We start from the raw sequence: 22,531 nt of genomic DNA, 5'->3' as shown, positions 1-22,531 counted from the left end.
CAGCGAGGAACGTCCGGAAAGGCATCTGACATGCGCATCACCATCCTCGGCGGCACCGGCTACGCAGGCTCCGCGATCGTCCGCGAGGCCGCCTCGCGCGGCCACGAGGTCACCTCCCTCAGCCGCTCCGCCGCGGACGCCCCCGTCCCCGGCGTCCGCTATCACCTGGGCTCCGTCCTCGAGGAGGAGGTGCGCGCGGCCGCGATCGACGGCGCCGAGGTCGTCATCTCCGCGATCTCGCCGCGCGGCCCCCTCGCCGGGCGCACCCGCGAGGTCCTCGCCCGGACGGCCGATGCCGTCGCCGCGAGCGGGCAGCGCCTCGGCGTGATCGGCGGGGCGGGGTCCCTGCGGGTCGTCGAGGGCGGTCCGCGCCTGGTCGAGGACCCCGGCTTCCCCGCGGCCTTCCGGGAGGAGGCTCTCGAGATGGGCGGTGTGCTCGAGGACCTCGGTGCGCGCGGGGACGAGCTCGCCTGGTTCTTCGTGAGCCCCGCCGCGGGCTTCGGCGCCCACAGCCCCGGGGAGGCTCGCGGGACCTTCCGGATCGGCGGCGATGTGCTCCTCGTCGACGACGCCGGTGTCTCCGCGCTCTCCGCCCCGGATCTCGCGAGCGCCGTCCTCGATGAGGTCGAGGCGCCCGCGCATACGGGTGCGCGCTTCACCGTCGCCTACTGAACGGCCGTCTGCTGACATCTCCCGCGCGGTCTTCGGTCTTGACCGGATGTCGAACATGTGTTCGACTAGCCGCATGCGGTGGAGCGGACAGACCCTCGAGGGAGACAGCGTCCAGGAGCGCACCCGTGCCCTGGTGGGCATGGCCGGGCTCGTGCGCAGCGTCCGCACGCCGGAGTTCCAGGACGTCACCTTCCATGAGGTCCTCGCGAAGTCCGCGCTGAACCGGGTGCCCGCCGCGAGCTCGATGCCCTTCAGCTGGACCGTCAATCCCTACCGCGGCTGCTCCCATGCCTGCGTGTACTGCTTCGCCCGCAGCACCCACCGCTATCTCGACTTCGACGCCGGCGCGGACTTCGACCAGCAGGTCGTCGTCAAGGTCAACGTCGCGGAGGTGCTGCGGACGGAGCTCGGCCGCCGGTCCTGGACGCGCGAGGAGGTGGCGCTGGGCACCAATACGGACCCGTACCAGCGCGCGGAGGGCCGGTACCGGCTCATGCCGGGGATCATCTCCGCCCTCGCGGACTCCGGGACGCCGCTGTCGATCCTCACCAAGGGCACCCTGCTGCGTCGCGACCTCCCCCAGCTCGAGCAGGCGGCAGGGCGGGTCCCCGTGGACCTGTCGATGTCCATCGCGATCTTCGACGAAGCGCTGCAGAAAGCGGTCGAGCCCGGGACGCCGAGCACGGCCGCCCGCCTGGCGACCGTGCGTGCCGCGGCCGATGCCGGCTTCGCCGTCACCGTCTTCCTCATGCCGATCCTGCCCTGGCTCACCGACTCCGACGCCCAGCTCGACGCGGCGCTCTCCCGGATCGCCGAGGCCGGCGCCGCGCACGTCGTCCACGGTGCGCTGCATCTGCGACCCGGGGCCAAGGAATGGTTCCTCGCCTGGGTCGAGCGGGAGCACCCGCACCTGGCCGCCGGGTATCGACGCTTCTACGCGCACGCCTCCTATGCCCCGGCGGGATACCGACGCGACCTGGGCAGACGTGTGGCGGCGCTCCTTCCCCGCCACGCACTGCGCAGCACCGAGGACGTCGACCAGCCGGAGCATCGGGCGCGCGCCCGCACCCGCGCCCTCGCCCCCGCCGCGCAGGAGCTCAGCGGGCAGGGCGCCCTCTTCTGATCCTCGCTACCCTGGGATCATGAGCAGCCCCCGGGGGCGCGGTCGGCCGCGCGGAGGAACCGACTCGCGGGCCCGCATCCTCGCCGCCGCGACCGAGGAGTTCGGCGAGCACGGGTACGACCGCGCCACCATCCGGGCGATCGCCGCGCGCGCCGGGGTGGATCCTGCGCTCGTCCACCACTACTTCGGGGCCAAGGCGGACCTGTTCGCGGAGTCGATCGGCGTGCCCCTGCGCCCCGACCTCGACGTCCCGCGCATCCTCGAGGGGCCCCGCGAGGAGGTGGGGGAGCGGATCGTCCGCTACGTGCTGGGGCGTCTCGAGCAGCCCGATGTCCGCCGCCGCACCGTCACCGTCCTCCGGGCGGCCCTCGGCGCCGGGCCGATGGCGCAGCCGCTCATCGGCTTCCTCTCGCGCGAGCTCATCGCCAAGGTCGCCGGGGCGACCGGAGCGGAGGACGGCCCGCTGCGCGCGAACCTCGTGGCCTCGCAGGTCGTCGGCATGGTGATCGCCCGATACGTCGTCCGCCTCGAGCCGCTCGCGAGCGCGAGCGTCGACGAGGTCGCGGCGCTGATCGGCCCCACGCTCCAGCGCTACCTCTACGGCTGACGCCGGAGGGCGGCGAGAGGCGGCCCGTTGCGGCTGCCCGGGGGTGGCGAGGCAGAACGGGTCGGGTCGATCGCAGCTGCCCGGGGGTGAGGCAGAAGGGGTGGGGGTCTGCATCGGCTGCCCGGGGATGAGCCAGAACCTTGTTGCCTGTGCTCCAACGACGGTCAGGCGCTCGGTCGCGAGGGGCCAGTGCCTCAGCCAGGGGCAGCGGGCGGGGTCGGTTCTGTCCGTGTGGCGCGATGGCGGCTCGCGGTTCCCCCGCGGCGGCGCGTCGCCTCGGCCGGCTCTCATCGGCGTCCGGCACCAGGCCGGGCCATCGGGGGTCTTGACGCGTGCGGCCCCGAGGCGCAGTATTCAACGCATGATGAATATCAGGAGTGCGGATCCTTCCCGGACGGCGCCCCGCCCGGCGGTGCACGTGCGCGGGCTGCGGGTCGTCCGCGGCGGCAGGACGGTGCTCGGCGGCCTCGACCTGGACATCGCCCGCGGTCGGATCACCGGACTGCTGGGGCCCTCGGGCGGCGGGAAGACGACGCTGCTGCGCGCGATCGTCGGCGTGCAGAGGACGGCCGGCGGAAGCGTCGAGGTGCTCGGCGCCCCGGCGGGATCGACGGCGCTGCGCCGCCGCGTCGCCTACGGCACCCAGGGCGCGGCAGTCTACGAGGACCTCACGGTGCGGCAGAACCTCGCGTACTTCGCCGCCGTCCTCGGAGTGCGACGCACCGAGGTCGACCGGGTGCTGGACGTCGTGGGCCTGCGCCGGCACGCGTCCGTCCCGGTGGGAACGCTCAGCGGCGGGCAGGCCGGACGTGTGTCCCTCGGGGCGGCCCTGTTGGGGGAGCCCGAGCTGGTCGTCCTCGACGAGCCGACCGTGGGCCTGGACCCCGTCCTGCGCGCCGAGCTGTGGGGGACGTTCGCGCGGATCGCCGCCGACGGGACGACCCTGCTGGTCTCGAGCCACGTCATGGACGAGGCGCGGCGCTGCGACCGGCTGCTCCTGCTGCGTGAGGGACGGCTGCTCGCGGACACCACGCCTGCCGAGCTCCTGGCGCGGACCGGGACGGATGATGCCGAGGACGCGTTCCTCGCCCTCATCGCACAGGCCGACCGCGAGGAGGAGATCGCGTGAGCGCGCGCCGGCTCCTCGCGACAGCGGCCCGGGTCCTCGCGCAGCTGCGGCACGACCCGCGATCCATCGCCCTCATGCTCGTGGCCCCCAGCCTGCTGGTGGGCCTGTTCGCCTGGCTGTTCAGCGACCAGGACGGCGTCTTCGACCGCTTCGGGGGCCCGATCCTCGCGCTGTTCCCCTTCATCGTCATGTTCCTCATCACCTCGGTCACGACGCTGCGCGAACGCCGTTCCGGGACGCTCGAGCGTCTCATGACCACGCCGGTGGGGAAGGCGGACCTGCTGCTGGGCTATGCCCTGGCCTTCGGGCTCATGGCCGCGCTCCAGGCCGCGATCACCGTCGCCTTCGCCGTGCTCGTCTGTGACCTCGATGTGGACGGGCCGCTGTGGCAGCTGGGGATGGTCGCCGTCCTCGACGCGCTCGGGGGGACCGCCCTGGGCCTGCTCGCGAGCGCCTTCGCCCGCACCGAGTTCCAGGCCGTCCAGTTCATGCCGCTGCTGGTCTTCCCACAGATCATCCTGGGCGGCCTGTTCATCCCGCGCGCGGACATGCCCCGGGTGCTCGAGGCGGCCTCCGCGTGGTTCCCCCTCAGCTACGCCGTCGACGCGGTGCGCGCCGTCGCGGACGGCCAGGACGGGTGGGACCTGTGGCGGCCCGTCCTGCTGATCGCCGCATTCGCCACGGCCTTCCTGATCCTGGCCCCGCTCACGCTGCGCAGGAGGACTCCGTAGGGGAGGGGACGGGCGAGGCGTCCGGAGCGCGGAGGCGGCGGAACGCGGCGCCGACCCGCGGCCTCGGGGCGGATCGCCGCTGCGCGTCCGGCCCGAGGCTGCGGTCGATCGGGGGAGCCGAGACGCCGAAGGGCCCCCGACCTGCAGGTCAGGGGCCCTTCGTTTGGCGGAGGATGGGGGATTTGAACCCCCGAGGGCGTGAACCCAACACGCGTTCCAGGCGTGCGCCATAGGCCGCTAGGCGAATCCTCCAATGCTCAAGGAGCGCTCATGAGAATACCGGAGAACGTCAGGTGCCGCGACCTGGGGCCGGGCCAGGCGGGCGTACATCACATCGGAACCTGTGCTGCCGCCGGGCCCCGCACGCATCTCGTCGGCGCAGCCCGGCGGCGCAGCTCAGTCCTGCTCCTCCGGGTGCCGCACGAGATTGACGACGGCGGCGACCAGACCTCCCCACACGGTGGTGATCGCGACGAGCATCATGACGATGGCGGATGCGGACATGTGTCCTCCTTGGGGCAGGGCGCTCAGGAGCGCAGGGCGTGCGGGGTGCCGGGGGTGACCTGCGCGGACGGCTCGGCGTCCAGTCCGCGGCCGGGCAGCGCCTCCGGGGCGACCTCGTCGCCGTCGGAGTCCAGCTGATCGAGGTTCGAGCGGCGCGGCCACGGCAGCAGCGAGAGCACGATGCCCCCGCCCAGCAGCCCCATCGCCATGAGCCAGCCGAAGACGAGGATGAACCACGCCGGGTACTCCGAGTACGTCGTCTCGGCGGTGAGCAGGCCGATCGTGGTCAGGGTGAGGGAGACGCCCAGCACGAGAGGCGCGATGAGGCCCACGCACACGTACCACCAGCGCCCCACGGGGAAGCTGCCCTTGGCGCTCAGGTGATCGCGCAGGGTGGGCAGGCCGCGGGCGACGTAGGTCACCGCGATCGTCGACACGAGCGCGGCCGCGACGATGCCGTACTGGTTGGCCCAGTTGTCCAGCGTGTCCAGCAGCCCGAGCCCCATCGTGGTGGGGAACAGGATGGTGGAGATCAGCGCCAGCGGGACGCCGACGCCGAGGGTGGCCTGGACGCGGGCGAGGCCGAACTTGTCCTGGAAGGCGGCGACGACCACCTCGACGATGGAGATCAGCGAGGTGAAGCCCGCCAGCACCAGCGAGCCGAAGAACAGCACGCCGATCAGCGCACCCCCGGGCGCCTCGCCGATGATCGCCGGGAAGGCGATGAAGGCGAGGCCGATGCCGGAGGAGACGACCTCCCCGACCTCGACGCCCTGCGCCTGCGCCATGAAGCCGAGCGCGGAGAACACGCCGATGCCGGCGAGGATCTCGAAGGCGGAGTTGGAGAAGCCGACGACCAGGCCGGAGCCGGTGAGGTCCGTCTTCTTCTTCAGGTACGAGGCATAGGTGAGCATGATGCCGAAGGCCACCGAGAGGGAGAAGAAGATCTGCCCGTAGGCCGCGACCCATACCGCGGGATTCAGCAGCGCGCCCCAGTTCGGGCGGAAGAAGGCGTCCAGACCCGTGAAGGCGCCGGGCAGCATCATCGCCCTGATCACGAGGATCACGAACATGACCACGAGCAGGGGGATGAAGATCATCGAGGTGCGGGCTACTCCGTTCTGCACGCCGAGCGTCATCACCACGAGGGTCGCGACCCACACCAGGGCGACGGTCGCGAGCACCGGGCCGACGTAGTCGAAGGAGACGGTCAGGTCCGCCCCGCCGAGCGCCTGCGTGAAGGTGCCGAAGAAGGCCTCCGGGTCATCGCCCCAGCGCGTGTCCACGGAGAAGACCATGTAGTTCAGCGCCCACGCGATGATGAGCGCGTAGTAGATCGCGATGATGACGCAGATGAGCACCTGCCACCAGCCGATGAACTCGGCCCAGCGGCGGAAGCGCCGCCACGCCAGCGGCGCCGAGCCGCGCCACCGGTGCCCGATCGCGTAGTCGAGGAAGAGCAGCGGGATGCCGGCGGTGAGCAGGGCGACGAGGTACGGGAGGATGAACGCGCCGCCGCCGTTCTCGTAGGCGACCGCGGGGAAGCGCCAGATGTTGCCGAGGCCGACGGCCGAGCCGATGGCGGCGAAGATGAAGGCGGAGCGGCCGGAGAAGGCGCCGCGGTCGGCGCTCTTCTTCCCGCTCTCCGCGACGGGGGAGCTCTCGCTCATGGGGAGGTCCTTCCAGGGATGACGTCAGCGGCGACCCAGGAGGATCGCAGGTCCCAGGATTATTGCCCGAGATGGCGGATCGTTCACCCATCGGACACATGATGGTCCGCATGCTGGTCCCGGCCCGGGCTTCGGGGCGCTACGCTCGGGCCCATGCCCGCTGACGACGCCGTTCCCGCGCACTCCCCGATCTCGACCGCCTACCTCGACGAGCTCGCCGCCGCCACCGCCCTCGCCGAGCGCACCGCCCGGCATCCCGGCTCCGCCTTCGACGGCGCCCCCGCCGATCTCCGACAGCGCCTCGAGCAGCACGTCGAGGCCGGCCAGGCGCAGATGGTCGAGCTGCTCCAGGACCTCGCCGCCCACCCGGAGACCGCCTTCGAGGAGCACCGCTCCTCCCGGGCGATCGTCGACGCCATCGCCTCCCGCGGGCTGCCCGCCGAGCTCGGGGTCCACGGCCTGGACACGGCGGTGCGGGCCGAGCTGACCGGTCCCGCGCCGGGGCCGACGATCGCGATCCTGGCCGAGTACGACGCCCTCCCCGTGGTGGGCCACGGCTGCGGGCACAACGTCATCGCCGCGATGGGGCTCGGCGCCTACCTCGCCCTGGCCGAGCTCGCCCGCGAGGACCCCGCCGCCGTCCCCGGGCGCGTCGTGCTGCTGGGCACTCCCGCGGAGGAGGGGCACAGCGGCAAGGAGCACATGGCCCGCCGCGGCGCCTTCGACGGCATCGACGCCGCGGTCATGGCCCACCCCTACGGGCATGACCTCGCCGACCAGGCCTGGCTGGGGCGGCGCACCCTCACCGTCGAGTACCACGGCCACACCGCGCACGCCTCCGCACAGCCGTTCATGGGCCGCAACGCCCTCGACGCGGCGAACCTGCTCTACCAGGGCATCGGCCTGCTGCGGCAGCAGACGCCGCCCTCGGATCGGATCCATGCCGTGATCCGCGAGGGCGGGGACCGGCCCAGCGTCATCCCGGACCTGGCACGACTGGACCTGTACGTCCGGTCCCTCGCGCCCGCGACCCTGCGCGACCTGTCCCGGCGCGTCGAGGACGCGGCCCGCGGCGCCGCCCTCATGACCGGCTGCGGGGTGCGCGTGCTGTGGGACGAGCAGCCGCCGTCGCTCCCGGTGCGCACCAACGAGGCGCTCACGGGACGCTGGGTGGAGGCGCAGCGCCGTCGCGGCCGCGACCCCCTGCCGCGGGGCGTGGTCTCCGAGACGCTCGCGGCCTCGACCGATTTCGGCAACGTGTCCTTCCGCCTCCCCGGGATCCACCCGGTGATCAGGATCGCCCCGGGCGATGTCGCCCTGCACACCCGCGAGTTCGCCCGGCACGCCGTCTCCGATGCCGCGGCGGCGGCCGCCGCCGACGGCGCCTACGGGCTCGCCGCCGCCGTCCTGGACGCCCTGCACGACCGCGCTCTGATGGACGCGGTCACGGCGGAGTTCGAGGCCGCGGGCGGAGCGATCGACGTCCCCTCCTACTTCGACTGAGGAGATCCCGATGCCCTCCGCCCCGACCTCCCCTGCCCCCGCCGGACGCCTCCGCGGCGCCGGCGACCGCCTCCTGACCGGCATCGAGAGGGCCGGCAACCGGCTGCCCGAGCCGTTCATGCTCTTCCTCATCCTGTTCCTGATCACCGGCGCGGTCTCGACGATCATGCAGATGCGCGGCGTCGTCGTCGAGGTGCCCGGCGCCGAGGAGCCCACCGTGGTGAAGGGCCTGTTCACCGGCGAGGGGCTGACCTGGCTCACCACGAGCCTCGGCGAGAACTACATGGGCTTCCCGCCGCTCATCACCGTCATGCCCATCCTCCTGGGCATCGGCATCGCACAGCACTCGGGCCTGCTGGCCGCCGGGATCCGCAAGCTGTTCGGCTCCTCGCCCGCGGCGCTGCTGCCCTACGTCGTCGGCGTCGTCGGCGTGATCTCCTCGATCATGGCGGACTCCGCCTTCGTGGTCGTGCCGCCGCTGGCCGCCCTCGTGTTCAAGGCCGCCGGACGCCATCCGGTCGCCGGTCTCCTGGGAGGCTTCGCGGCGGCCGGGGCCGGGTACTCCACGAACATCGTCCCCACGAGCCTGGACGCCCTCTTCGCGGGGATCACGACGTCCGTCGTGGAGACCTTCCCCGGGCTCGGCGCGACCGCGGTCAACCCGGTCTCGAACTGGTTCTTCAACATCGCCTCCTCCCTCGTGCTGGGCGTCCTGGCCGGGGTGATCATCGACCGCGTCATCGAGCCCCGGCTCCTGCGCCAGGGAGTGCCCCGCGACGAGGTCCCGCTCGAGGGCGAGCAGGACACCGGCTCCTCGGTCGAGCAGATGCGCGCGAAGCTCAGCCCGGCCGAGAACCGGGGCCTGCTCGCCGCGGTCGGCGCAGGTGTCCTGCTCACCGCGATCGTGCTCGTCGCCGCGCTCCTGCCCGACTCGCCGTGGCGCAACGAGGACGGCGGGTTCCTGCCGAAGTCGCCGCTGCTCAGCTCGATCGTCTTCCTCGTCTTCGCCTACTTCGTCGTCCTCGGCGCGGTGTACGGCGCGGTCGTCGGCACGCTCCGCTCGACCCGGGACGCCGTCGCCATGATGACCGCGGCGATCACGGAGATGCTGCCGTTCCTCGTGCTCGCCTTCGTCCTCGGCAACTTCATCGCCCTGTTCAACTGGTCCGGCATCGGCTCCTGGATCGCGGTCACCGGCGCGGCCGGGCTGGAGGCCATCGGCCTCACCGGGTTCGGGGCCGTGCTCGGATTCATCCTGCTGGCGAGCGTCCTGAACCTCTTCATCATCTCCGGCTCGGGGATGTGGACGATCATGGCCGCCGTCTTCGTCCCCATGTTCGCGCTGCTCGGCTACGAGCCGGCCTTCACCCAGGCCGCCTTCCGCGTCGGCGACTCCGCCACGCAGGTCATCACGCCCATGAACCCGTACATGGTCGTGCTGCTGGGCATGCTGCGCCGCTACGAGCCGGAGGCGGGGCTCGGCACCCTGTTCGCGCGGATGCTCCCCTTCGTGGTCCCGTTCTGGCTGGTGTGGACGGCGATCCTCGCCGTGTTCTTCTTCGCCGATCTCCCGCTGGGCCCGGGCAACGGGATCCGGCTGGGCTGAGGGCATGTCCCGCGTCCATCTGCCCCCGGTCCTGCGGGGCCTGGTCATCCTGGTGCTGCTCCAGCTGGCGGGGCTGACCGCCGCGGAGCTGCTGGATCTCCCCGTCCCGGGGGTGGTCCTGGGTCTCGTGCTGCTGGTGGTCCTCGGCCTGGTGCCCGCGACCCGGCCGCTGCTGCGCCTGGCCGAGCCCGCGGCCGCGCCGCTGCTGGCGCACCTCCAGCTGCTGTTCGTGCCGCCCGGAGTGGGCATCCTGCTCGAGCTGCAGCACCTGGCGCAGAACGCGCTGCCGCTCGCGCTCGCCGTCGGCGGCTCCTTCGCCCTCACCCTCGTGGTGGTGGGGCACCTGCTGCAGGCGCTGCTGCGGCGGCAGGACGCGCGGCGGCAGGCCGATGCCGCATGAGCACGATCATCCACCTGCCCGTGTTCGGCCTCGCCCTGACCCTGTCCTCCTATCTGCTCGCCCTGGCGGTGTACGAACGGCTGGGGCGCCCCGGACTGCTGTCCCCGGTTCTCGTGACCGTCGTCCTGGTGGCGACGGTCCTGCAGGTCACGGGCCTGTCGTACGCCGAGTACCTCGAGCAGGTCGCGATCCTGACCCTGCTGCTGGGCCCGGCCACGGTGGCGCTCGCCCTGCCCCTGCTCCGGAGCGGTCGGGCGCTCGCCGCGTCGATCCCCGCGGTCGCCCTCTCCCTCGCCGTCGGCGGCGCCGTGAGCATCGCCGTCACCGTGCTCGCGCTGAGGCTGCTGGGAGCCGACGACGCCGTCCTGCTCTCCGCGCTGCCGCGCTCGGTCACCTCCCCGGTGGGGCTGTCGATCGCGGAGGTGCTGGGCGCCTCCGTGCCGCTCGCGGTGATCCTGACCCTCATCTCGGGGACCCTCGGCGCGGTCCTCGGCCCCGAGCTGCTGAGCCTCGTCGGGGTCCGGGACCCGCGCGCCCGCGGCTTCGCGATAGGGATGACCTCGCACGGGATCGGCACCTCCCGTGCGCTCGCGCAGTCCGAGGTCGCCGGCGGCTGGTCCAGCGCCGCCATGGTCCTGAACGCGCTGCTCATGACGGTCGTGCTGCCGCTCCTCGCGGCGGCGCTCCTGCGCTGACCGGGGGAGGGGGGTCCCCCGTGCGGGGGAGCCGCGGCTCCCGCCGCCGCGGAAGGCTCGGGACATGGCTCCTGAGAAGAATCCCCACCTCGTCCCTCTCCTGCGCGCGGCGGTCGCCGCTGCGCTCCTCGGCACCGCCGCCGCGCTCGCGTGGCTGCTCCTGCCGTCGGCCTCGCCGCTGCACGCGGCATCCCGCCCTCCGCTGGCGGACCTCCTCGGCGCTGCGCCGATGCACGCGGTGCAGCTCCTCTCGGCTCTGCTGGCCGGGGCGGCCGCGCTCCGGGCGCTCTCGCTCCTGCGCAGGGGCGGCCCGCCGCCGCGCCGTCTGCTGCTGGGCGCGGCCGGCATCCAGCTCCTCGTCCCGGGCCTCGCCTTCGGCTCCATGGCGACCCTCTCGCACGCGGGCTACATGGTCGCCTTCGTCGTCCCCGTGATCGTGCTGACGGCGGCCGCGGCCCTGATCCATCGCGGCGGGGCGGCCCGCTGGGCGGTCGGGATGCCCCTGATGGCCGCGATCCTGATCGGTGTGCTGGCAGGTCGTGAGGTGCTCGCGCATCTTCTCGGCTATCTGCTGCCCGCCCTGCTCGAGGAGGTCGTGCCGCTGGCCTCGACGGCGCTGTTCGTGGGCACCGGGGCGATCTGGGCCGGCATCGCGCTGCGTGCCCTCCACGGCGCCCCGACCATGGATCGCATCGCTGGGGCGCTGCGCCGCCACCGCCGGGCGTGGACGATCCTGGCCGCCTGCGGGCCGATGCCCTACGCCCTCACGCGCCTGACCTGGCTGACCCCGTGGCCTCTGTTCGGCGGGGAGATGGCCTCGGCCGATCCCGCCACCCGGGTATGGGGTCTCGCCCTCTCCGGCGGATGCTGGCTGGGAGCGCTGCTGACCGTGGGCCTGATCCGTCCCTGGGGCGAGACCTTCCCCCGATGGTTCCCGGTGGTGGGTGGGCGCAGCGTTCCCGTGGCGCTCGCCGCGGTCCCGGGGTTCGCGGTCGCTGCGCTGCTGTGCTTCGCGGCCGTGCCGGTGGTGCTGTCCGGGGCGGGCCTCGGCCCGGTGCTCGGCTTCGGCTTCGCGCTGATCTTCCCGTGCTGGATCTGGGGGCCGTCGCTCGCCCTCGCGGTCGCCGGGTACGTGGCGCACCGCCGCGCCGCATCGGCCGGGTCTCGCCCCGTGCCGGTCGCATCGGCGAGGATGGCGGGGTGAACCGTGGGATGAGAGGCGGCCGGCAGGGAGGCCGGGTGGCGTGGCTGATGGCCGGCGCGGCCATCTGCACCGCCGTCGCCCTCCTGATCGCGCTGTTCATCCCGCCGGAGCTCCGGGTGCGCGGACTCGTGCCGCTCGTGCTCGGCAGCGCGCTGCTCGGCGGGCTGCTGGGTCTCGTGCCCGGCGTGCGGGAGATCGAGGTCTCCGCGGCGCGCACCATGCTCGGCGTCGAGGAGGATCTCGTCGTCCCCTCCCGCCCGCGCGCCGCCCACCGCGCGGGCGGCATCGCCTTCGTGCAGCTGCACCTGCTGTCCGGGGCGATCCTCGCCGCGGGGCTGACGATGGCCCTGCCCGCGAGCGTCCTGGTGATCGCGGAGCTGCTGCGCGGGGGGCCGGGCGCGATCGTGCCGATCCCCTCCGGCGCTCCCGGCCGGACCGCGCTCGGGATCGCCGCGGTGCTCCTCGCCGTCGGGGCCCTCGGCATCTGGTGGCCTCTCGGGGTGCTCGCGGCCCGACTCGCCCCGCTGCTGCTGGGCCCCACCGCGCAGGACCGCCTGGCGCTGGCCCTCCGCCGCAGCGCGCAGGAGGCCGCCCGCACCCGCATCGCCCGGGACCTCCACGACGGCATCGGCCACGCGCTCACCGTCGTCTCCCTCCAGGCCGCCGCGGGCCGGCACGTCATCGCGAAGGACCCCGCCTCCGCCGAGGAGGCCCTGGCCCGCATCGAGGACACCGCCCGCGGAGCCCTCGAGGAGCTCGACGGCATGCTCGCGGCGCTGCGGGAGGATGCCCCCGCCGGTCCCGTGGGCCCGCCCGCGCAGCACCGGCGCCGTCTCGAGGCGGTGCTGGCCGAGCACCGCCGCACCGGCATGGACCTGAGGGCCCGGGTCGAGGTCCCTGCCGATCTCCCGGCCGTGCAGGGCGAGCAGCTGGTGCGGATCCTCGCCGAGCTGCTCGTCAACGCCCGTCGCCACGGCGGTCCCGGCCCCGTGGAGCTGAGCCTGGGCCCGGTCGGGGCCGAGCTGCATCTCGTGGTCACCAACCCCCTCGCTCCCGCGACGGAGGGGAGTCCGGCCGATGCGGATCCGGCGCCCCGTCGCGGGGGCCGGGGGCTGCCGGGGCTGGCCGAGCGGCTCGCCCTGTTCGGCGGCGACCTCGAGGCCGGGGCCGAAGCCGGCCGCTGGAGAGTCCGCGCTCGTCTCCCGATCCTCCAGGAGGGCCCATGACCATCATCCGCGTGCTGCTCGCCGACGACGAGCCGCTGGTGCGCCAGGGGCTGCGCATGATCCTCGACTCCGAGAACGGCATCGAGGTGGTCGGCGAGGCGGCCGACGGCGCCGAGGCCCTGACCCTCGCCCGCCGCGAGCGGCCCGACGTCATCTGCATGGACGTGCGCATGCCCGGGGTCGACGGGATCCGCGCGACGGAGCTGGCGCTGCGCCTGCCGCACCGGCCGCGGATCCTGGTGGTGACCACCTTCGAGCACGACCGGTACGTGCAGGACGCGCTCGCCGCCGGCGCTGCGGGATTCCTGCTCAAGCGCGCCCGCGCGGAGGAGATCGTGCAGGCGGTGCGCACCGTCGCGGGCGGGGACAGCCTGCTGCTGCCCGAGCATGCGCGGTCCCTGCTGCGGCCCCGCCCGCGCGGGCCCCGCCCCGGAGGCCCCGAGCTCACCACCCGCGAGAGGGAGGTCCTCGCCCTGCTCGCCGAGGGCTTCAGCAATGCGGAGATCGCCGACCGGCTGCAGCTGGGCGTGGAGACGATCCGCACCCACGTCGCGGCGATCCTGCGCAAGCTCGGCGCCCGCGATCGCACGCAGGCCGCCGTCATCGCCTACCGATGCGGGCTCGTGGAGCCCTGACCGGGCGGCGCGGGCGATCCGGGAGCTCTCCCCGCCCCGAGCAGGCGCTCCCGCGCCGCGCGGCCGCGCGCGGAGACCGGCACGGTGCCGACGGCGCGGGCCAGGCCCACCGCGGCCCCGCCCACGTACACCGACTCGATCCCGGAGGCAGGGACGAGGTGGGTCTCGTGCCAGATGCCGACCGCCCCGGGATGCGCGCGAGCCGCGGCGTTGAACCGCTTCCACGCCGGCAGGTGCACGCGATGCGGGTCCCGGGCATAGGCGTACAGATGGTCCGCACTGCGCCAGTACTGCATGACCCACGGTCCGTCCTTCCCGATCAGCATCTCGGCGTGCAGGAAGCCCAGGTCCTCGGTCTCCCCGCGGGCGGCGGCGTCCCGGTTGCGGACCAGCTCGGAGATCATCGGGGGCATCGCCAGCAGCACGGGTGCCCAGAGGTCGGGCCGGTGCCGGGCGCGGATCGTCATGCCGATGTGGAAGACGACGAGGTCGTCGGTCGGCGCGTGGGTGAGCGTCGGCGGGCGCTGCGGGAGAGGGGCCGGTGCGCGCCCCGGGCCGCGGGATGCGTGCCGGCTGCGGAACGGGAACGGGAGGCGGGAGGTCCTGCGGGGCATGGCGTGCTCCTGGGGTGCGCATACTGGAAAGCACTGCTTTCCAAGTGTGGGGCCGGCGGGCTGGTGGCGTCAAGGTCCCTGGGGCCGGCGTCCCCGCGGATCCGCGCCTCGGAGATGGCAGGATCGGACTGCGTCGTCATCCCGGTCCGTGCGGCGCGCGATCATCCGGATGTCCGCGAGATCCAGGAGGAGCCCCGATGAAGATCTCCGAGCTGTCCTCGGCCTCGGCCGTCAGCGTGGGGACGATCAAGTACTACCTGCGTGAGGGGCTGCTGCCGGCGGGGGAGCGGACCTCCCGCACCACGGCCGAGTACGGCGAGGAGCATCTGGGGCGGCTGCGTCTCATCCGCGCCCTGCTCGAGGAGGGCGGGCTCGGCATCGACGGCGTGCGTCGGGTGGTGGCGGCCCTGGACGTGCCCGATCCGGCGCGCCTGGACCTCATGGCGACCTCGCAGGACGCTCTGGTCGCCGGGGTCGGCCGAGAGCTCCCCGACGACACCCGCGCCCGGGCCTGGCTGGTCCGCCGGGGGTGGCCGATCCTGCCGGAGGACGATCCGCTGCCGGGACGGCTCGAGGCGGCGTGGTCCGCCTGCGAGCGTGCGGGGATCGACATCGACGGCTCCGTGATGGACCGCTATGCCGATGCGGTCGAGCAGGTCGCGCGGGTCGACGTCGCCTCGGTGCCGGTCCGGGACCCTGCCGCCGCGGTGCACCGGGTCGTGGTCGGCACCGTGATGATCGACCCCGTGCTCTCCGCGCTGCGGCTGCTCGCCCAGCGCAAGGTCGCCTGGCTCGAGGCGGGCGGCGATGCGCGGCCGATGGGGCAGGGCTGATCGGTCGCGCTCCGGATGGTCGTGCCCATGCTGGCGCGATGGACTTTACAACGTTTACCATGAGATGCCGACGCGCCGTCGGCGACTCCTGACCCCGCTCCCCGGAGGCCCCCATGCCCGATGTCCCCGCAGCCCTCCCGAACCCGCTCGTGCTCCAGCGGGCCGATCCCTGCGTGCTCCGCCACGGCGAGGAGTACCTCTTCACCGCCTCGCATCCGCAGTACGACCGGATCATCCTGCGTCGCGCCGAGCGCCTCGAGGACCTGCAGGCCGCCGTCGAGCATGTCATCTGGACCAAGCCCGCGGACGGTCCGCTCTCCCATCTCATCTGGGCCCCGGAGATCCACCGCGTGGCCGGCGCCTGGTACATCTACGTCGCCGCCGCCCCGGACGGCGAGGTCTCCGCCGACGCCCCCGGCATGGCGCAGACCTTCAACCACCGCATGTACGTCCTCGAGAACACCGCTGAGGACCCGGTGGCAGGGGAGTGGGTCCTGCGCGGGCAGGTCGACAGCGGCTGGGAGTCCTTCGCCCTGGACGCGACCACCTTCGTCCGGGACGGCCAGCAGTACTACGTGTGGGCGCAGCAGCGCGAGGGCGTTCCGGGGAACTCGAACCTGTACATCGCGCCGATGTCGGATCCGTGGACGCTCTCCGGCCCCGCGGTCGAGCTCACCCGCCCCGAGCTCGCCTGGGAGCAGGACGGATTCTGGGTCAACGAGGGGCCCGCCGTGCTGCAGCACGGGGACACCGTCTACCTCACCTACTCCGCCGCGGCGACCGGGCCGCAGTATGCGATGGGTCTGCTCACCGCTCCGGCCGATGCCGACCTCCTGGACCCCGCCTCCTGGACCAAGAGCCCCGAGCCCGTCTTCACCTCCGATCCCTCGGTGGACCGCTACGGCCCCGGCCACAACTCCTTCACCACCACGAAGACCGGCGAGCCCGTGCTCGTGTACCACGCCCGCACCTACACGGAGATCATCGGCGACCCGCTGCTGGACCCCAACCGCCACGCCTGCGCCCAGGTCCTCCGCTTCGACGCGTCCGGCGCGCCGATCTGGGGCACGCCCCTGCCCGCGACGCGGCCCTCCCCGACCTCCACGGCGATCCTGGACCCCGCCGGGACCGCCCCCGCCGTAGTGTGAGCCGCATGGAATTCCGTCACCTGGGCCGCAGCGGCCTCAAGATCAGCGAGATCATCTACGGCAACTGGCTCACCCACGCCTCGCAGGTCGAGGACGAGCGTGCGAGGGCCTGCGTGCGCGCCGCCCTCGACGCCGGCATCACCACCTTCGACACCGCCGACACCTACGCCAACACCGCCGCCGAGGTCGTGCTCGGCGAGGCGCTGAAGGGCGAGCGCCGCGCCGGGCTCGAGATCCTCACCAAGGTGTACTTCCCGACCGGCCCCAAGGGCCACAACGACACCGGCCTGTCCCGCAAGCACATCCGCGAGTCGATCGACGGGTCCCTGCGCCGCCTGCAGACCGACTACGTCGACCTCTACCAGGCGCACCGGTACGACTATGCGACGCCGCTGGAGGAGACCATGCAGGCCTTCGCGGACGTGGTCCGCCAGGGCAAGGCCCTGTACATCGGCGTCAGCGAGTGGAACGCCGACCAGATCCGGGCCGGTCATCAGCTGGCCCGTGAGCTGGGCATCCAGCTCGTCTCGAACCAGCCGCAGTACTCGATGCTGTGGCGCGTGATCGAGGAGCGGGTCGTGCCGACCTCCCGTGAGCTGGGCGTCTCCCAGATCGTCTGGTCGCCGATCGCCCAGGGCATCCTCACCGGCAAGTACCTGCCCGGCCACGAGGCGCCGGAGGGCTCCCGCGCCCGGGACGAGAAGGGCGGCGCCGACATGATCAGGCGCTTCCTGGAGGACCGCACGCTCGCCGCCGTCCAGGAGCTGCGCCCCATCGCGGAGGACCTGGGCCTCAGCCTCGCCCAGCTCGCCGTCGCCTGGGTGCTGTCGAACGACAACGTCGCGGGCGCGATCATCGGCGCCTCCCGTCCCGAGCAGGTCACCGAGAACGTGAAGGCCTCCGGGGTGAGGCTCTCCGCGGACGTGAGGGCCCGCATCGACGAGGTCCTCGGCGATCTGCCGGAGACCGACGCCGCCAAGACGCTCTCCCCGGCGCAGCGCCTGTCCTGAGGCCCGACAGGAGCGGCCCGTCCACCCCGCGCGCGGGGCGGACGGGCCGCTGTCGATCCCGAGGGGCGGTCAGTCCTTCGCGGAGCTCGCGAGGTCCTCGTCGGGGCGGCCCTGCTGGACGAGGCCGTCGGCGCGCCTCTCCCAGAACTCGGCGTTGCGGATGCCGAGCGTGCGCGGATCGAACTGCGGGTCCAGGCCCTGCTTCTTCTGCGTCTGGTAGTCCTTGAAGGCCTTCAGCGCAGGGACCTGCAGGATGATGATCGCGACCACGTTGAGCCAGGCCATCGTGCCCACGCCGATGTCGCCGAGGCCCCAGGCCGTTCCCGTCGTCGTCACGGCGCCGAAGATCACCGCGAACAGGATCAGGCCCTGGAGCACGCGGATCAGCGCGCGACGCAGGAGAGCATTGGGGATCCAGCGGTTGAGGTAGGTCAGGTTGACCTCCGCCATGTAGTAGTACGCCACGATGGTGGTGAAGGCGAAGAACAGCAGGGCGATCGCCACGAAGGTGGGGCCCAGGCCATGGAAGACCGTCTCGAAGCCGGCCTGCGCGAACTCGGGGCCGTAGTCGGTCTCCGCCGGGATGGTGCCGGGGTAGATGACCGTCTCCTCGTCGAGCGCGAACACCTTGTACATGTCCGTGGAGATGATGAGGAAGGCGGTCGCGGTGCAGACGAACAGGGTGTCGATGTAGACCGCGAAGGACTGGGCGAAGCCCTGCTTCGCCGGATGCGAGACCTCCGCGGCGGCCGCCGCGTGGGGGCCCGTGCCCTGACCGGCCTCGTTCGAGTACAGGCCGCGCTTGACGCCCATCTCGATCGCCTTGCCGACGATCGCGCCGAACACGGCGTGCGCGCCGAACGCGCTCGAGAAGATCGTGCTGAACACGTGCCCGATCTGGTCGAAGTTCACGAAGAAGACGATGAGCGCCGCGAGGATGTACAGGATCGCCATGAGCGGGACCACGATCACCGCGAACTGGGCGATGCGCTTGACGCCGCCGATGACGATGAACGCCAGCAGGATCACGACGGAGGCTCCGGTGAGCCAGTGCGGGACGCCCCACGCGTTGTACACCGCGGAGGACATGCCGTTGGCCTGCACGCCGGGCAGGAAGAAGCACATCGCGAGGATCGTGACGACCGCGAAGACGATCGCGTAGATCAGGAAGAGGGGCGCGGCGGCCGTGTGCTTGTACGCCTTCTCGATGTAGTACGCGGGGCCGCCGCGGTACTCCCCGGTGTCCTTGTCCTTCTCCTTGTAGATCTGCCCCAGGGTGCACTCGACGAACGAGGTGGAGGCGCCGAGGAAGGCGATCAGCCACATCCAGAACACGGCTCCGGGACCGCCCAGCGCGATCGCCGTGGCGACGCCGCCGATGTTGCCCATGCCCACGCGCCCGGCCAGCGACATCATGAGGGACTGGAAGGACGACGTGCCGTCCGGGGAGGACTCGCCCTTCTTGAGCTGGGCGAGCATGTCAGGGATGCAGCGGACCTGCAGGAATGCGGTGCGCAGCGAGAAGTAGAGGCCGGCGAGCAGCAGCAGTCCGACCAGCGGGAGCGACCAGACCAGGTCGTTCGCGCCGCCGACGAGTTCGTCGAAGTTCATGGAGATCCTCCGCGTGTGGGGAAGGGCGGTGCTCCGCGGAGCGTCCTCGCCTGTGACGGCGAGCACAGGCGCGGGTGCTGGGTGACACCGTAGCGGACCGGGGAGCGGGGCGGGGGCGAATCGGAGGAATCGGGCGCGCCGTTGCCGGGCCGTGATGTTCGTCCTCCCCGAGGAGGCGGCGCCGTGCTCGGCGTGCATGCTCCCCGCCCGTCCGATAGAGTTGTCCGCGACCCCTCGTGCGGTGTCATCCGGCTGAACTCCCCCAGGGCTTGACGGCAGCAAGGGCAGGCAGGCTCTGGCAGGTGCGCGAGGGGTCGTCCTATGCCCGGCGGCGGCGCGCGAGTACCGTGAGCCCATGGATGCCGCCCCGCACCGCACCGTCGTGATCTCGGGGGCCTCCGGGCTCATCGGAACCCGCCTGGTCGCTCTGCTCCGGGCGGAGGGGTGCGAGGTCCGACGCCTGGTCCGACGCCCGGTCTCGGCGCCGCAGGAGATCCGCTGGGACCCGGACACCGGCCTGCTGGATCCCGCGGCCCTCGCCGGGGCCGATGCGGTCGTCCACCTCTCCGGCCGCAGCATCGCCACCCGCTGGACGCCTCGCGCCCGGGAGGAGATCCTGGGCTCCCGCCTGCGCAGCTCCCGCCTGCTGGCCTCGGCCCTCGTCTCGCTCCCCGCCTCCGAGCGGCCCGCGGCGCTCGTCCAGGCCAGCGGCATCGGCATCTACGGGCCACGGCGTCCGGGGGAGATGCTGGACGAGGACTCGTCCACCGGCGAGGGCTTCCTCGCGGACGTCGTCCGCGCCTGGGAGGCCTGCGCGCGGCCCGCGGCCGACGCCGGAATCCGGACCGTCCTGGTGCGCACCGGCATGGTCCTCAGCCCGCTCGGCGGGGCGCTCCGGCCGCAGCTGCCGCTGTACCGGCTGGGCCTGGGCGGACGGATGGGGCCGGCCGGAGCGATGATGAGCTGGATCGGTCTCACGGACATGGCACGGGTGTACGCGCACGCCGTGAGCGCCGCGCAGCTGCACGGTCCCGTCGACGCCGTCGGCCCCCGCCCCGTCACGCAGGCCGAGTTCGCACGCACCCTGGGGCACGTGCTGCACCGTCCGGCCCGGCTGCCGGTCCCGCCCCTCGGCCCGCGGCTCCTGCTGGGCGCGGACGGGACCGACGAGCTGATCCTCACCGACCAGGCGGTGAGCGATGCCCGCCTCCGGGCCAGCGGCTTCGTGCCGAACGCCATCGATCTGGAGTCCGCGCTGCGCCAGGAGCTGGGGCGGGCGTAGACGATCGACGGGGGCTCCGCCTGCCATCGGGGGGCCTCTGCGCATCGGGCGGCCGGGACGATGGGGGCATGAGCGCGCAGGGAACGACTCCGCCCGTGACCGCCTACCGGGGACATCACGGCGGGCACGACTACGTGGTCCTCGCCCGGCACGGCGTCCTCGACGCGCGGGCGGTCCTCGTCATCGACGGGGTCTACCACGACCCGAAGAAGGAGGAAGAGCCCCGCGTCGAGGCCACCGCCCCGGGCGTGGTCGTCCACGAGGCCGTGCACGACGCGGTGAGCGGGGAGGCGGACGGTCTCGCCTTCCGCGCCGGGGAGAGCATCCGGTCGATCATCTATCGGGTCCGCCGTCCGGGCGAGGACGGGACGCTCGCCGATGCCGAGACGATCGAGGTGCGCACGACGGGCCTCGGCGGCATGGGAGAGGTCGACGTGACCGGATCGCTCGAGCTGCGGGGCACCCCGCTGCGCCCCGATCCCGGCAGCGCCTCCGCCGCGCGGGAGGAGCGGAAGGCTGCGCATCCGCTGCGCGCCGCGCTGTTGGCCGCGGGCGGAAAGGCGGCCGTCTATCTCGTCCCTCTGCTGGGGATCGGCGCCCTCTTCTCCGGCTTCCTGGCGCCGGCGAGGCGATTCGTCGAGGGCCTGGTGCGACCGCCGGTCCTGTGGCTCGGCGAGGTGCTCGCCCCTGTGGGGGAGGCGATCGCGGCGGTGAGGCGCTTCCTGTTCGGATGGATCCCGGCGATTCCCTGGCCCGACATCCATCTACCGTTCCTCCCGGCGATCCCCGACTGGGCGGGCGACGTGCTGGTGCCCGTCGTGGTCGTGGCCCTGGTCGGGGCCGCCGCCTGGAAGCGGGTGCGATGGCGGGCCCGGCGGATGGACGAGGCCGCTGGCCGGGCGGACGGGACCCCGGGCCGCGAGGAGGAGCCCGGCTCCTCCTCCCCATCGTCCTGACGTCCACAGCGGCGGGGTCCGCGGCGCGCTCTGTCGGGAGGCTCCACTAGCCTGGTGGGGTGGCCACCGCTCTGTACCGTCGCTATCGTCCCGAGTCCTTCGCCGATGTCATCGGCCAGGACCACGTCACCACGCCCCTGAAGCGGGCGCTGCGGGCGGGGAGGATCGGCCACGCGTACCTGTTCTCCGGTCCGCGCGGCTGCGGCAAGACCACGTCCGCGCGCATCCTCGCCCGCTGCCTGAACTGCGCGCAGGGCCCCACCGACACCCCGTGCGGGACCTGCGACTCCTGCCGCGACCTGTCCCGTGGCGGTCCCGGGAGCCTCGACGTCGTCGAGATCGACGCCGCGAGCCACGGCGGCGTCGACGACGCCCGCGAGCTGCGGGAGCGGGCGACCTTCGCCCCGGCGCGCGACCGCTACAAGGTCTTCATCATCGACGAGGCCCACATGGTGACCTCCGCCGGCTTCAACGCCCTGCTCAAGCTCGTCGAGGAGCCGCCGGAGCACGTGAAGTTCGTCTTCGCGACCACCGAGCCGGACAAGGTCATCGGCACCATCCGCTCGCGCACCCACCACTATCCCTTCCGGCTGATCCCGCCGCAGGTGCTGCTGCCGTATCTGGACCAGGTCTGCCGGGCGGAGGACGTCCAGGTGGGGGAGGGCGTGCTGCCCCTGGTGGTCCGCGCCGGCGGCGGCTCCGCCCGTGACACCATGTCCGTCCTGGACCAGCTCATGGCCGGGGCGGGGGAGCAGGGCCTCGACCACGCGACCGCGATCGCGCTGCTGGGCTTCACCGACAGCGCCCTGCTGGACCGGGCCGTGACGGCGATCGCGCAGCGCGACGGCGCCGGGCTCTACGGCGCCGTCGAGCAGGTGCTCGCCACCGGTCACGAGCCGCGTCGCTTCGTGGAGGACCTGCTCGAGCGGATGCGGGACCTGATCGTCCTCGGCGCCGTCCCGGATCGCGGCGAGGAGCTGCTGCCCCAGGTCCCCGCGGAGGATCTCGTGCACATGCGCGAGCAGGCCTCCACGTTCGCCCCCGCGGACCTGTCCCGCTGCGGCGACCTGATCCACGAGACCCTCTCGACCATGTCCGGGGCGACCTCGCCGCGCCTGCACCTCGAGCTGCTCGCCGCCCGCCTCGTGCTGCGGGACGAGCGCTCCGCCGCAGGATCCCCTGGCGCATCCTCTCCCGCCGCGGGTGCCGCTGCCGCGGGCTCCGTGTCTGCCGGAAGCGGTCGGGAGCAGGCCCGGCGCATCGCTCAGGAGCAGGCCGAGGCCCGCCGCGGGCGGAGTGCGCCGCCGGAGCCGGCCGCATCGGCCACGGCTCCCGCTGCCGCGCAGGCGCCGCGCACCGAGGACGCACCGCC

At 73.1% G+C, this 22,531-nt stretch carries 22 protein-coding genes, 1 tRNA gene and 1 other RNA gene; 19 read left to right on the top strand and 5 right to left on the bottom strand.

The window, feature by feature from the left end; all coding sequences use genetic code 11:
• Nucleotides 1-30: 30 nt before the first annotated feature.
• The 5 genes from ACFFF6_RS01620 to ACFFF6_RS01600 all read left to right on the top strand — a co-directional run bounded on the left by ACFFF6_RS01620 (nucleotide 31) and on the right by ACFFF6_RS01600 (nucleotide 4,262).
• The gene (locus ACFFF6_RS01620; protein WP_376977599.1) at nucleotides 31-672 is read left to right on the top strand and encodes an NAD(P)-dependent oxidoreductase; all 642 of its coding nucleotides are present in this window, start codon (nucleotides 31-33) and stop codon (nucleotides 670-672) included.
• A gap of 73 nt (nucleotides 673-745) precedes the next feature.
• Nucleotides 746-1,795, top strand: a complete 1,050-nt coding sequence (locus ACFFF6_RS01615) for an Rv2578c family radical SAM protein (protein WP_376977598.1) — start codon at nucleotides 746-748, stop codon at nucleotides 1,793-1,795.
• Between the two features lie 19 nt (nucleotides 1,796-1,814).
• A complete protein-coding gene (locus tag ACFFF6_RS01610; protein WP_376977597.1) occupies nucleotides 1,815-2,402 on the top strand; it encodes a TetR/AcrR family transcriptional regulator in 588 nt (195 codons plus the stop codon).
• Nucleotides 2,403-2,763: 361 nt separating this feature from the next.
• Nucleotides 2,764-3,531, top strand: coding sequence for an ABC transporter ATP-binding protein (locus ACFFF6_RS01605; RefSeq protein WP_376977596.1), 768 nt, complete (start codon nucleotides 2,764-2,766; stop codon nucleotides 3,529-3,531).
• Nucleotides 3,528-4,262: an ABC transporter permease gene (locus ACFFF6_RS01600; protein ID WP_376977594.1), complete on the top strand. Its 735-nt coding sequence runs from the start codon at nucleotides 3,528-3,530 to the stop codon at nucleotides 4,260-4,262. Before ACFFF6_RS01605 ends, ACFFF6_RS01600 begins: the two co-directional genes overlap by 4 nt.
• Before the next feature lie 164 nt (nucleotides 4,263-4,426).
• Here the strand turns inward: ACFFF6_RS01600 and ACFFF6_RS01595 are convergent.
• The 3 genes from ACFFF6_RS01595 to ACFFF6_RS01585 all read right to left on the bottom strand — a co-directional run bounded on the left by ACFFF6_RS01595 (nucleotide 4,427) and on the right by ACFFF6_RS01585 (nucleotide 6,436).
• Nucleotides 4,427-4,514: transfer RNA gene (locus ACFFF6_RS01595), tRNA-Ser, on the bottom strand.
• Between the two features lie 144 nt (nucleotides 4,515-4,658).
• Nucleotides 4,659-4,766 carry a methionine/alanine import family NSS transporter small subunit gene (locus tag ACFFF6_RS01590; RefSeq protein WP_376977593.1) on the bottom strand — a complete coding sequence of 36 codons (108 nt, stop codon included), beginning with the start codon at nucleotides 4,764-4,766 and terminating at the stop codon, nucleotides 4,659-4,661.
• Between the two features lie 23 nt (nucleotides 4,767-4,789).
• Nucleotides 4,790-6,436, bottom strand: coding sequence for a sodium-dependent transporter (locus ACFFF6_RS01585; RefSeq protein ID WP_376977591.1), 1,647 nt, complete (start codon nucleotides 6,434-6,436; stop codon nucleotides 4,790-4,792).
• Between the two features lie 153 nt (nucleotides 6,437-6,589).
• Between ACFFF6_RS01585 and ACFFF6_RS01580 the strand changes: the two genes are divergently transcribed.
• The 7 genes from ACFFF6_RS01580 (at nucleotide 6,590) to ACFFF6_RS01550 (ending at nucleotide 13,705) form a co-directional block, all read left to right on the top strand.
• On the top strand, nucleotides 6,590-7,939 hold the full coding sequence (locus ACFFF6_RS01580) for a M20 family metallopeptidase (protein ID WP_376977590.1): 1,350 nt from the start codon (nucleotides 6,590-6,592) through the stop codon (nucleotides 7,937-7,939).
• Nucleotides 7,940-7,949: 10 nt separating this feature from the next.
• A complete protein-coding gene (locus ACFFF6_RS01575) occupies nucleotides 7,950-9,545 on the top strand; it encodes an AbgT family transporter (protein ID WP_376977588.1) in 1,596 nt (531 codons plus the stop codon).
• 4 nt (nucleotides 9,546-9,549) lie between these two features.
• A complete protein-coding gene (locus ACFFF6_RS01570; RefSeq protein WP_376977586.1) occupies nucleotides 9,550-9,945 on the top strand; it encodes a CidA/LrgA family protein in 396 nt (131 codons plus the stop codon).
• A complete protein-coding gene (locus ACFFF6_RS01565) occupies nucleotides 9,942-10,640 on the top strand; it encodes an LrgB family protein (RefSeq protein WP_376977584.1) in 699 nt (232 codons plus the stop codon). The genes ACFFF6_RS01570 and ACFFF6_RS01565 overlap by 4 nt, the downstream gene beginning before the upstream one ends.
• 64 nt (nucleotides 10,641-10,704) lie before the next feature.
• Entirely contained in the window at nucleotides 10,705-11,844 is a 1,140-nt protein-coding gene (locus tag ACFFF6_RS01560; protein ID WP_376977583.1) for a hypothetical protein, read from the top strand.
• Nucleotides 11,845-11,879: 35 nt separating this feature from the next.
• Nucleotides 11,880-13,070 (top strand): sensor histidine kinase, encoded by a 1,191-nt coding sequence (locus ACFFF6_RS01555; RefSeq protein ID WP_376977581.1) that lies wholly within the window; start codon nucleotides 11,880-11,882, stop codon nucleotides 13,068-13,070.
• Nucleotides 13,067-13,705 carry a response regulator transcription factor gene (locus ACFFF6_RS01550; RefSeq protein ID WP_376977580.1) on the top strand — a complete coding sequence of 213 codons (639 nt, stop codon included), beginning with the start codon at nucleotides 13,067-13,069 and terminating at the stop codon, nucleotides 13,703-13,705. Before ACFFF6_RS01555 ends, ACFFF6_RS01550 begins: the two co-directional genes overlap by 4 nt.
• Here ACFFF6_RS01550 and ACFFF6_RS01545 read toward each other — a convergent pair.
• Nucleotides 13,678-14,319, bottom strand: coding sequence for a DUF4188 domain-containing protein (locus ACFFF6_RS01545; protein WP_376977579.1), 642 nt, complete (start codon nucleotides 14,317-14,319; stop codon nucleotides 13,678-13,680). The genes ACFFF6_RS01550 and ACFFF6_RS01545 overlap by 28 nt on opposite strands.
• Before the next feature lie 197 nt (nucleotides 14,320-14,516).
• Between ACFFF6_RS01545 and ACFFF6_RS01540 the strand changes: the two genes are divergently transcribed.
• The 3 genes from ACFFF6_RS01540 (at nucleotide 14,517) to ACFFF6_RS01530 (ending at nucleotide 17,310) form a co-directional block, all read left to right on the top strand.
• A complete protein-coding gene (locus ACFFF6_RS01540; RefSeq protein WP_376977577.1) occupies nucleotides 14,517-15,152 on the top strand; it encodes a MerR family transcriptional regulator in 636 nt (211 codons plus the stop codon).
• Nucleotides 15,153-15,265: 113 nt separating this feature from the next.
• Nucleotides 15,266-16,300, top strand: coding sequence for a glycoside hydrolase family 43 protein (locus ACFFF6_RS01535; protein ID WP_376977575.1), 1,035 nt, complete (start codon nucleotides 15,266-15,268; stop codon nucleotides 16,298-16,300).
• A 5-nt stretch (nucleotides 16,301-16,305) separates the two neighbouring features.
• Entirely contained in the window at nucleotides 16,306-17,310 is a 1,005-nt protein-coding gene (locus tag ACFFF6_RS01530) for an aldo/keto reductase family protein (protein ID WP_376977573.1), read from the top strand.
• Between the two features lie 69 nt (nucleotides 17,311-17,379).
• Here ACFFF6_RS01530 and ACFFF6_RS01525 read toward each other — a convergent pair whose 3' ends face one another.
• Nucleotides 17,380-18,921, bottom strand: coding sequence for an alanine/glycine:cation symporter family protein (locus tag ACFFF6_RS01525; RefSeq protein ID WP_376977571.1), 1,542 nt, complete (start codon nucleotides 18,919-18,921; stop codon nucleotides 17,380-17,382).
• A 225-nt stretch (nucleotides 18,922-19,146) separates the two neighbouring features.
• On the opposite strand from ACFFF6_RS01525, the gene ffs reads away from it, so the two are divergent.
• From ffs to ACFFF6_RS01505, 4 genes are all read left to right on the top strand, one after another.
• Nucleotides 19,147-19,243: signal recognition particle sRNA small type (ffs, locus tag ACFFF6_RS01520), an RNA gene on the top strand.
• A gap of 33 nt (nucleotides 19,244-19,276) precedes the next feature.
• Complete coding sequence (locus ACFFF6_RS01515; protein ID WP_376977569.1) at nucleotides 19,277-20,203, top strand: TIGR01777 family oxidoreductase; 927 nt, start codon at nucleotides 19,277-19,279, stop codon at nucleotides 20,201-20,203.
• 68 nt (nucleotides 20,204-20,271) lie between these two features.
• The gene (locus ACFFF6_RS01510; RefSeq protein WP_376977567.1) at nucleotides 20,272-21,159 is read left to right on the top strand and encodes a hypothetical protein; all 888 of its coding nucleotides are present in this window, start codon (nucleotides 20,272-20,274) and stop codon (nucleotides 21,157-21,159) included.
• Between the two features lie 59 nt (nucleotides 21,160-21,218).
• On the top strand, nucleotides 21,219-22,531 hold a 1,313-nt coding region (locus tag ACFFF6_RS01505; protein WP_376977565.1), incomplete at its 3' end, for a DNA polymerase III subunit gamma and tau.

The sequence above is a fragment of the Brachybacterium hainanense genome (assembly GCF_042434575.1).
GTDB lineage: Bacteria > Actinomycetota > Actinomycetes > Actinomycetales > Dermabacteraceae > Brachybacterium > Brachybacterium hainanense.
The sequence above is the reverse complement of the archived record's forward strand: the minus strand, read 5'-3'. Positions and strand labels throughout refer to the sequence as shown.

Coding starts and splice junctions, on each gene's coding strand:
- ACFFF6_RS01590 (WP_376977593.1), bottom strand. CDS start 4,766: ATGTCCGCATCCGCCATCGTCATGATGCTCGTCGCGATCACCACCGTG.
- ACFFF6_RS01585 (WP_376977591.1), bottom strand. CDS start 6,436: ATGAGCGAGAGCTCCCCCGTCGCGGAGAGCGGGAAGAAGAGCGCCGAC.
- ACFFF6_RS01615 (WP_376977598.1), top strand. CDS start 746: ATGCGGTGGAGCGGACAGACCCTCGAGGGAGACAGCGTCCAGGAGCGC.
- ACFFF6_RS01540 (WP_376977577.1), top strand. CDS start 14,517: ATGAAGATCTCCGAGCTGTCCTCGGCCTCGGCCGTCAGCGTGGGGACG.
- ACFFF6_RS01570 (WP_376977586.1), top strand. CDS start 9,550: ATGTCCCGCGTCCATCTGCCCCCGGTCCTGCGGGGCCTGGTCATCCTG.
- ACFFF6_RS01535 (WP_376977575.1), top strand. CDS start 15,266: ATGCCCGATGTCCCCGCAGCCCTCCCGAACCCGCTCGTGCTCCAGCGG.
- ACFFF6_RS01610 (WP_376977597.1), top strand. CDS start 1,815: ATGAGCAGCCCCCGGGGGCGCGGTCGGCCGCGCGGAGGAACCGACTCG.
- ACFFF6_RS01575 (WP_376977588.1), top strand. CDS start 7,950: ATGCCCTCCGCCCCGACCTCCCCTGCCCCCGCCGGACGCCTCCGCGGC.
- ACFFF6_RS01605 (WP_376977596.1), top strand. CDS start 2,764: ATGATGAATATCAGGAGTGCGGATCCTTCCCGGACGGCGCCCCGCCCG.
- ACFFF6_RS01530 (WP_376977573.1), top strand. CDS start 16,306: ATGGAATTCCGTCACCTGGGCCGCAGCGGCCTCAAGATCAGCGAGATC.
- ACFFF6_RS01545 (WP_376977579.1), bottom strand. CDS start 14,319: ATGCCCCGCAGGACCTCCCGCCTCCCGTTCCCGTTCCGCAGCCGGCAC.
- ACFFF6_RS01550 (WP_376977580.1), top strand. CDS start 13,067: ATGACCATCATCCGCGTGCTGCTCGCCGACGACGAGCCGCTGGTGCGC.
- ACFFF6_RS01565 (WP_376977584.1), top strand. CDS start 9,942: ATGAGCACGATCATCCACCTGCCCGTGTTCGGCCTCGCCCTGACCCTG.
- ACFFF6_RS01560 (WP_376977583.1), top strand. CDS start 10,705: ATGGCTCCTGAGAAGAATCCCCACCTCGTCCCTCTCCTGCGCGCGGCG.
- ACFFF6_RS01515 (WP_376977569.1), top strand. CDS start 19,277: ATGGATGCCGCCCCGCACCGCACCGTCGTGATCTCGGGGGCCTCCGGG.
- ACFFF6_RS01525 (WP_376977571.1), bottom strand. CDS start 18,921: ATGAACTTCGACGAACTCGTCGGCGGCGCGAACGACCTGGTCTGGTCG.
- ACFFF6_RS01510 (WP_376977567.1), top strand. CDS start 20,272: ATGAGCGCGCAGGGAACGACTCCGCCCGTGACCGCCTACCGGGGACAT.
- ACFFF6_RS01620 (WP_376977599.1), top strand. CDS start 31: ATGCGCATCACCATCCTCGGCGGCACCGGCTACGCAGGCTCCGCGATC.
- ACFFF6_RS01580 (WP_376977590.1), top strand. CDS start 6,590: ATGCCCGCTGACGACGCCGTTCCCGCGCACTCCCCGATCTCGACCGCC.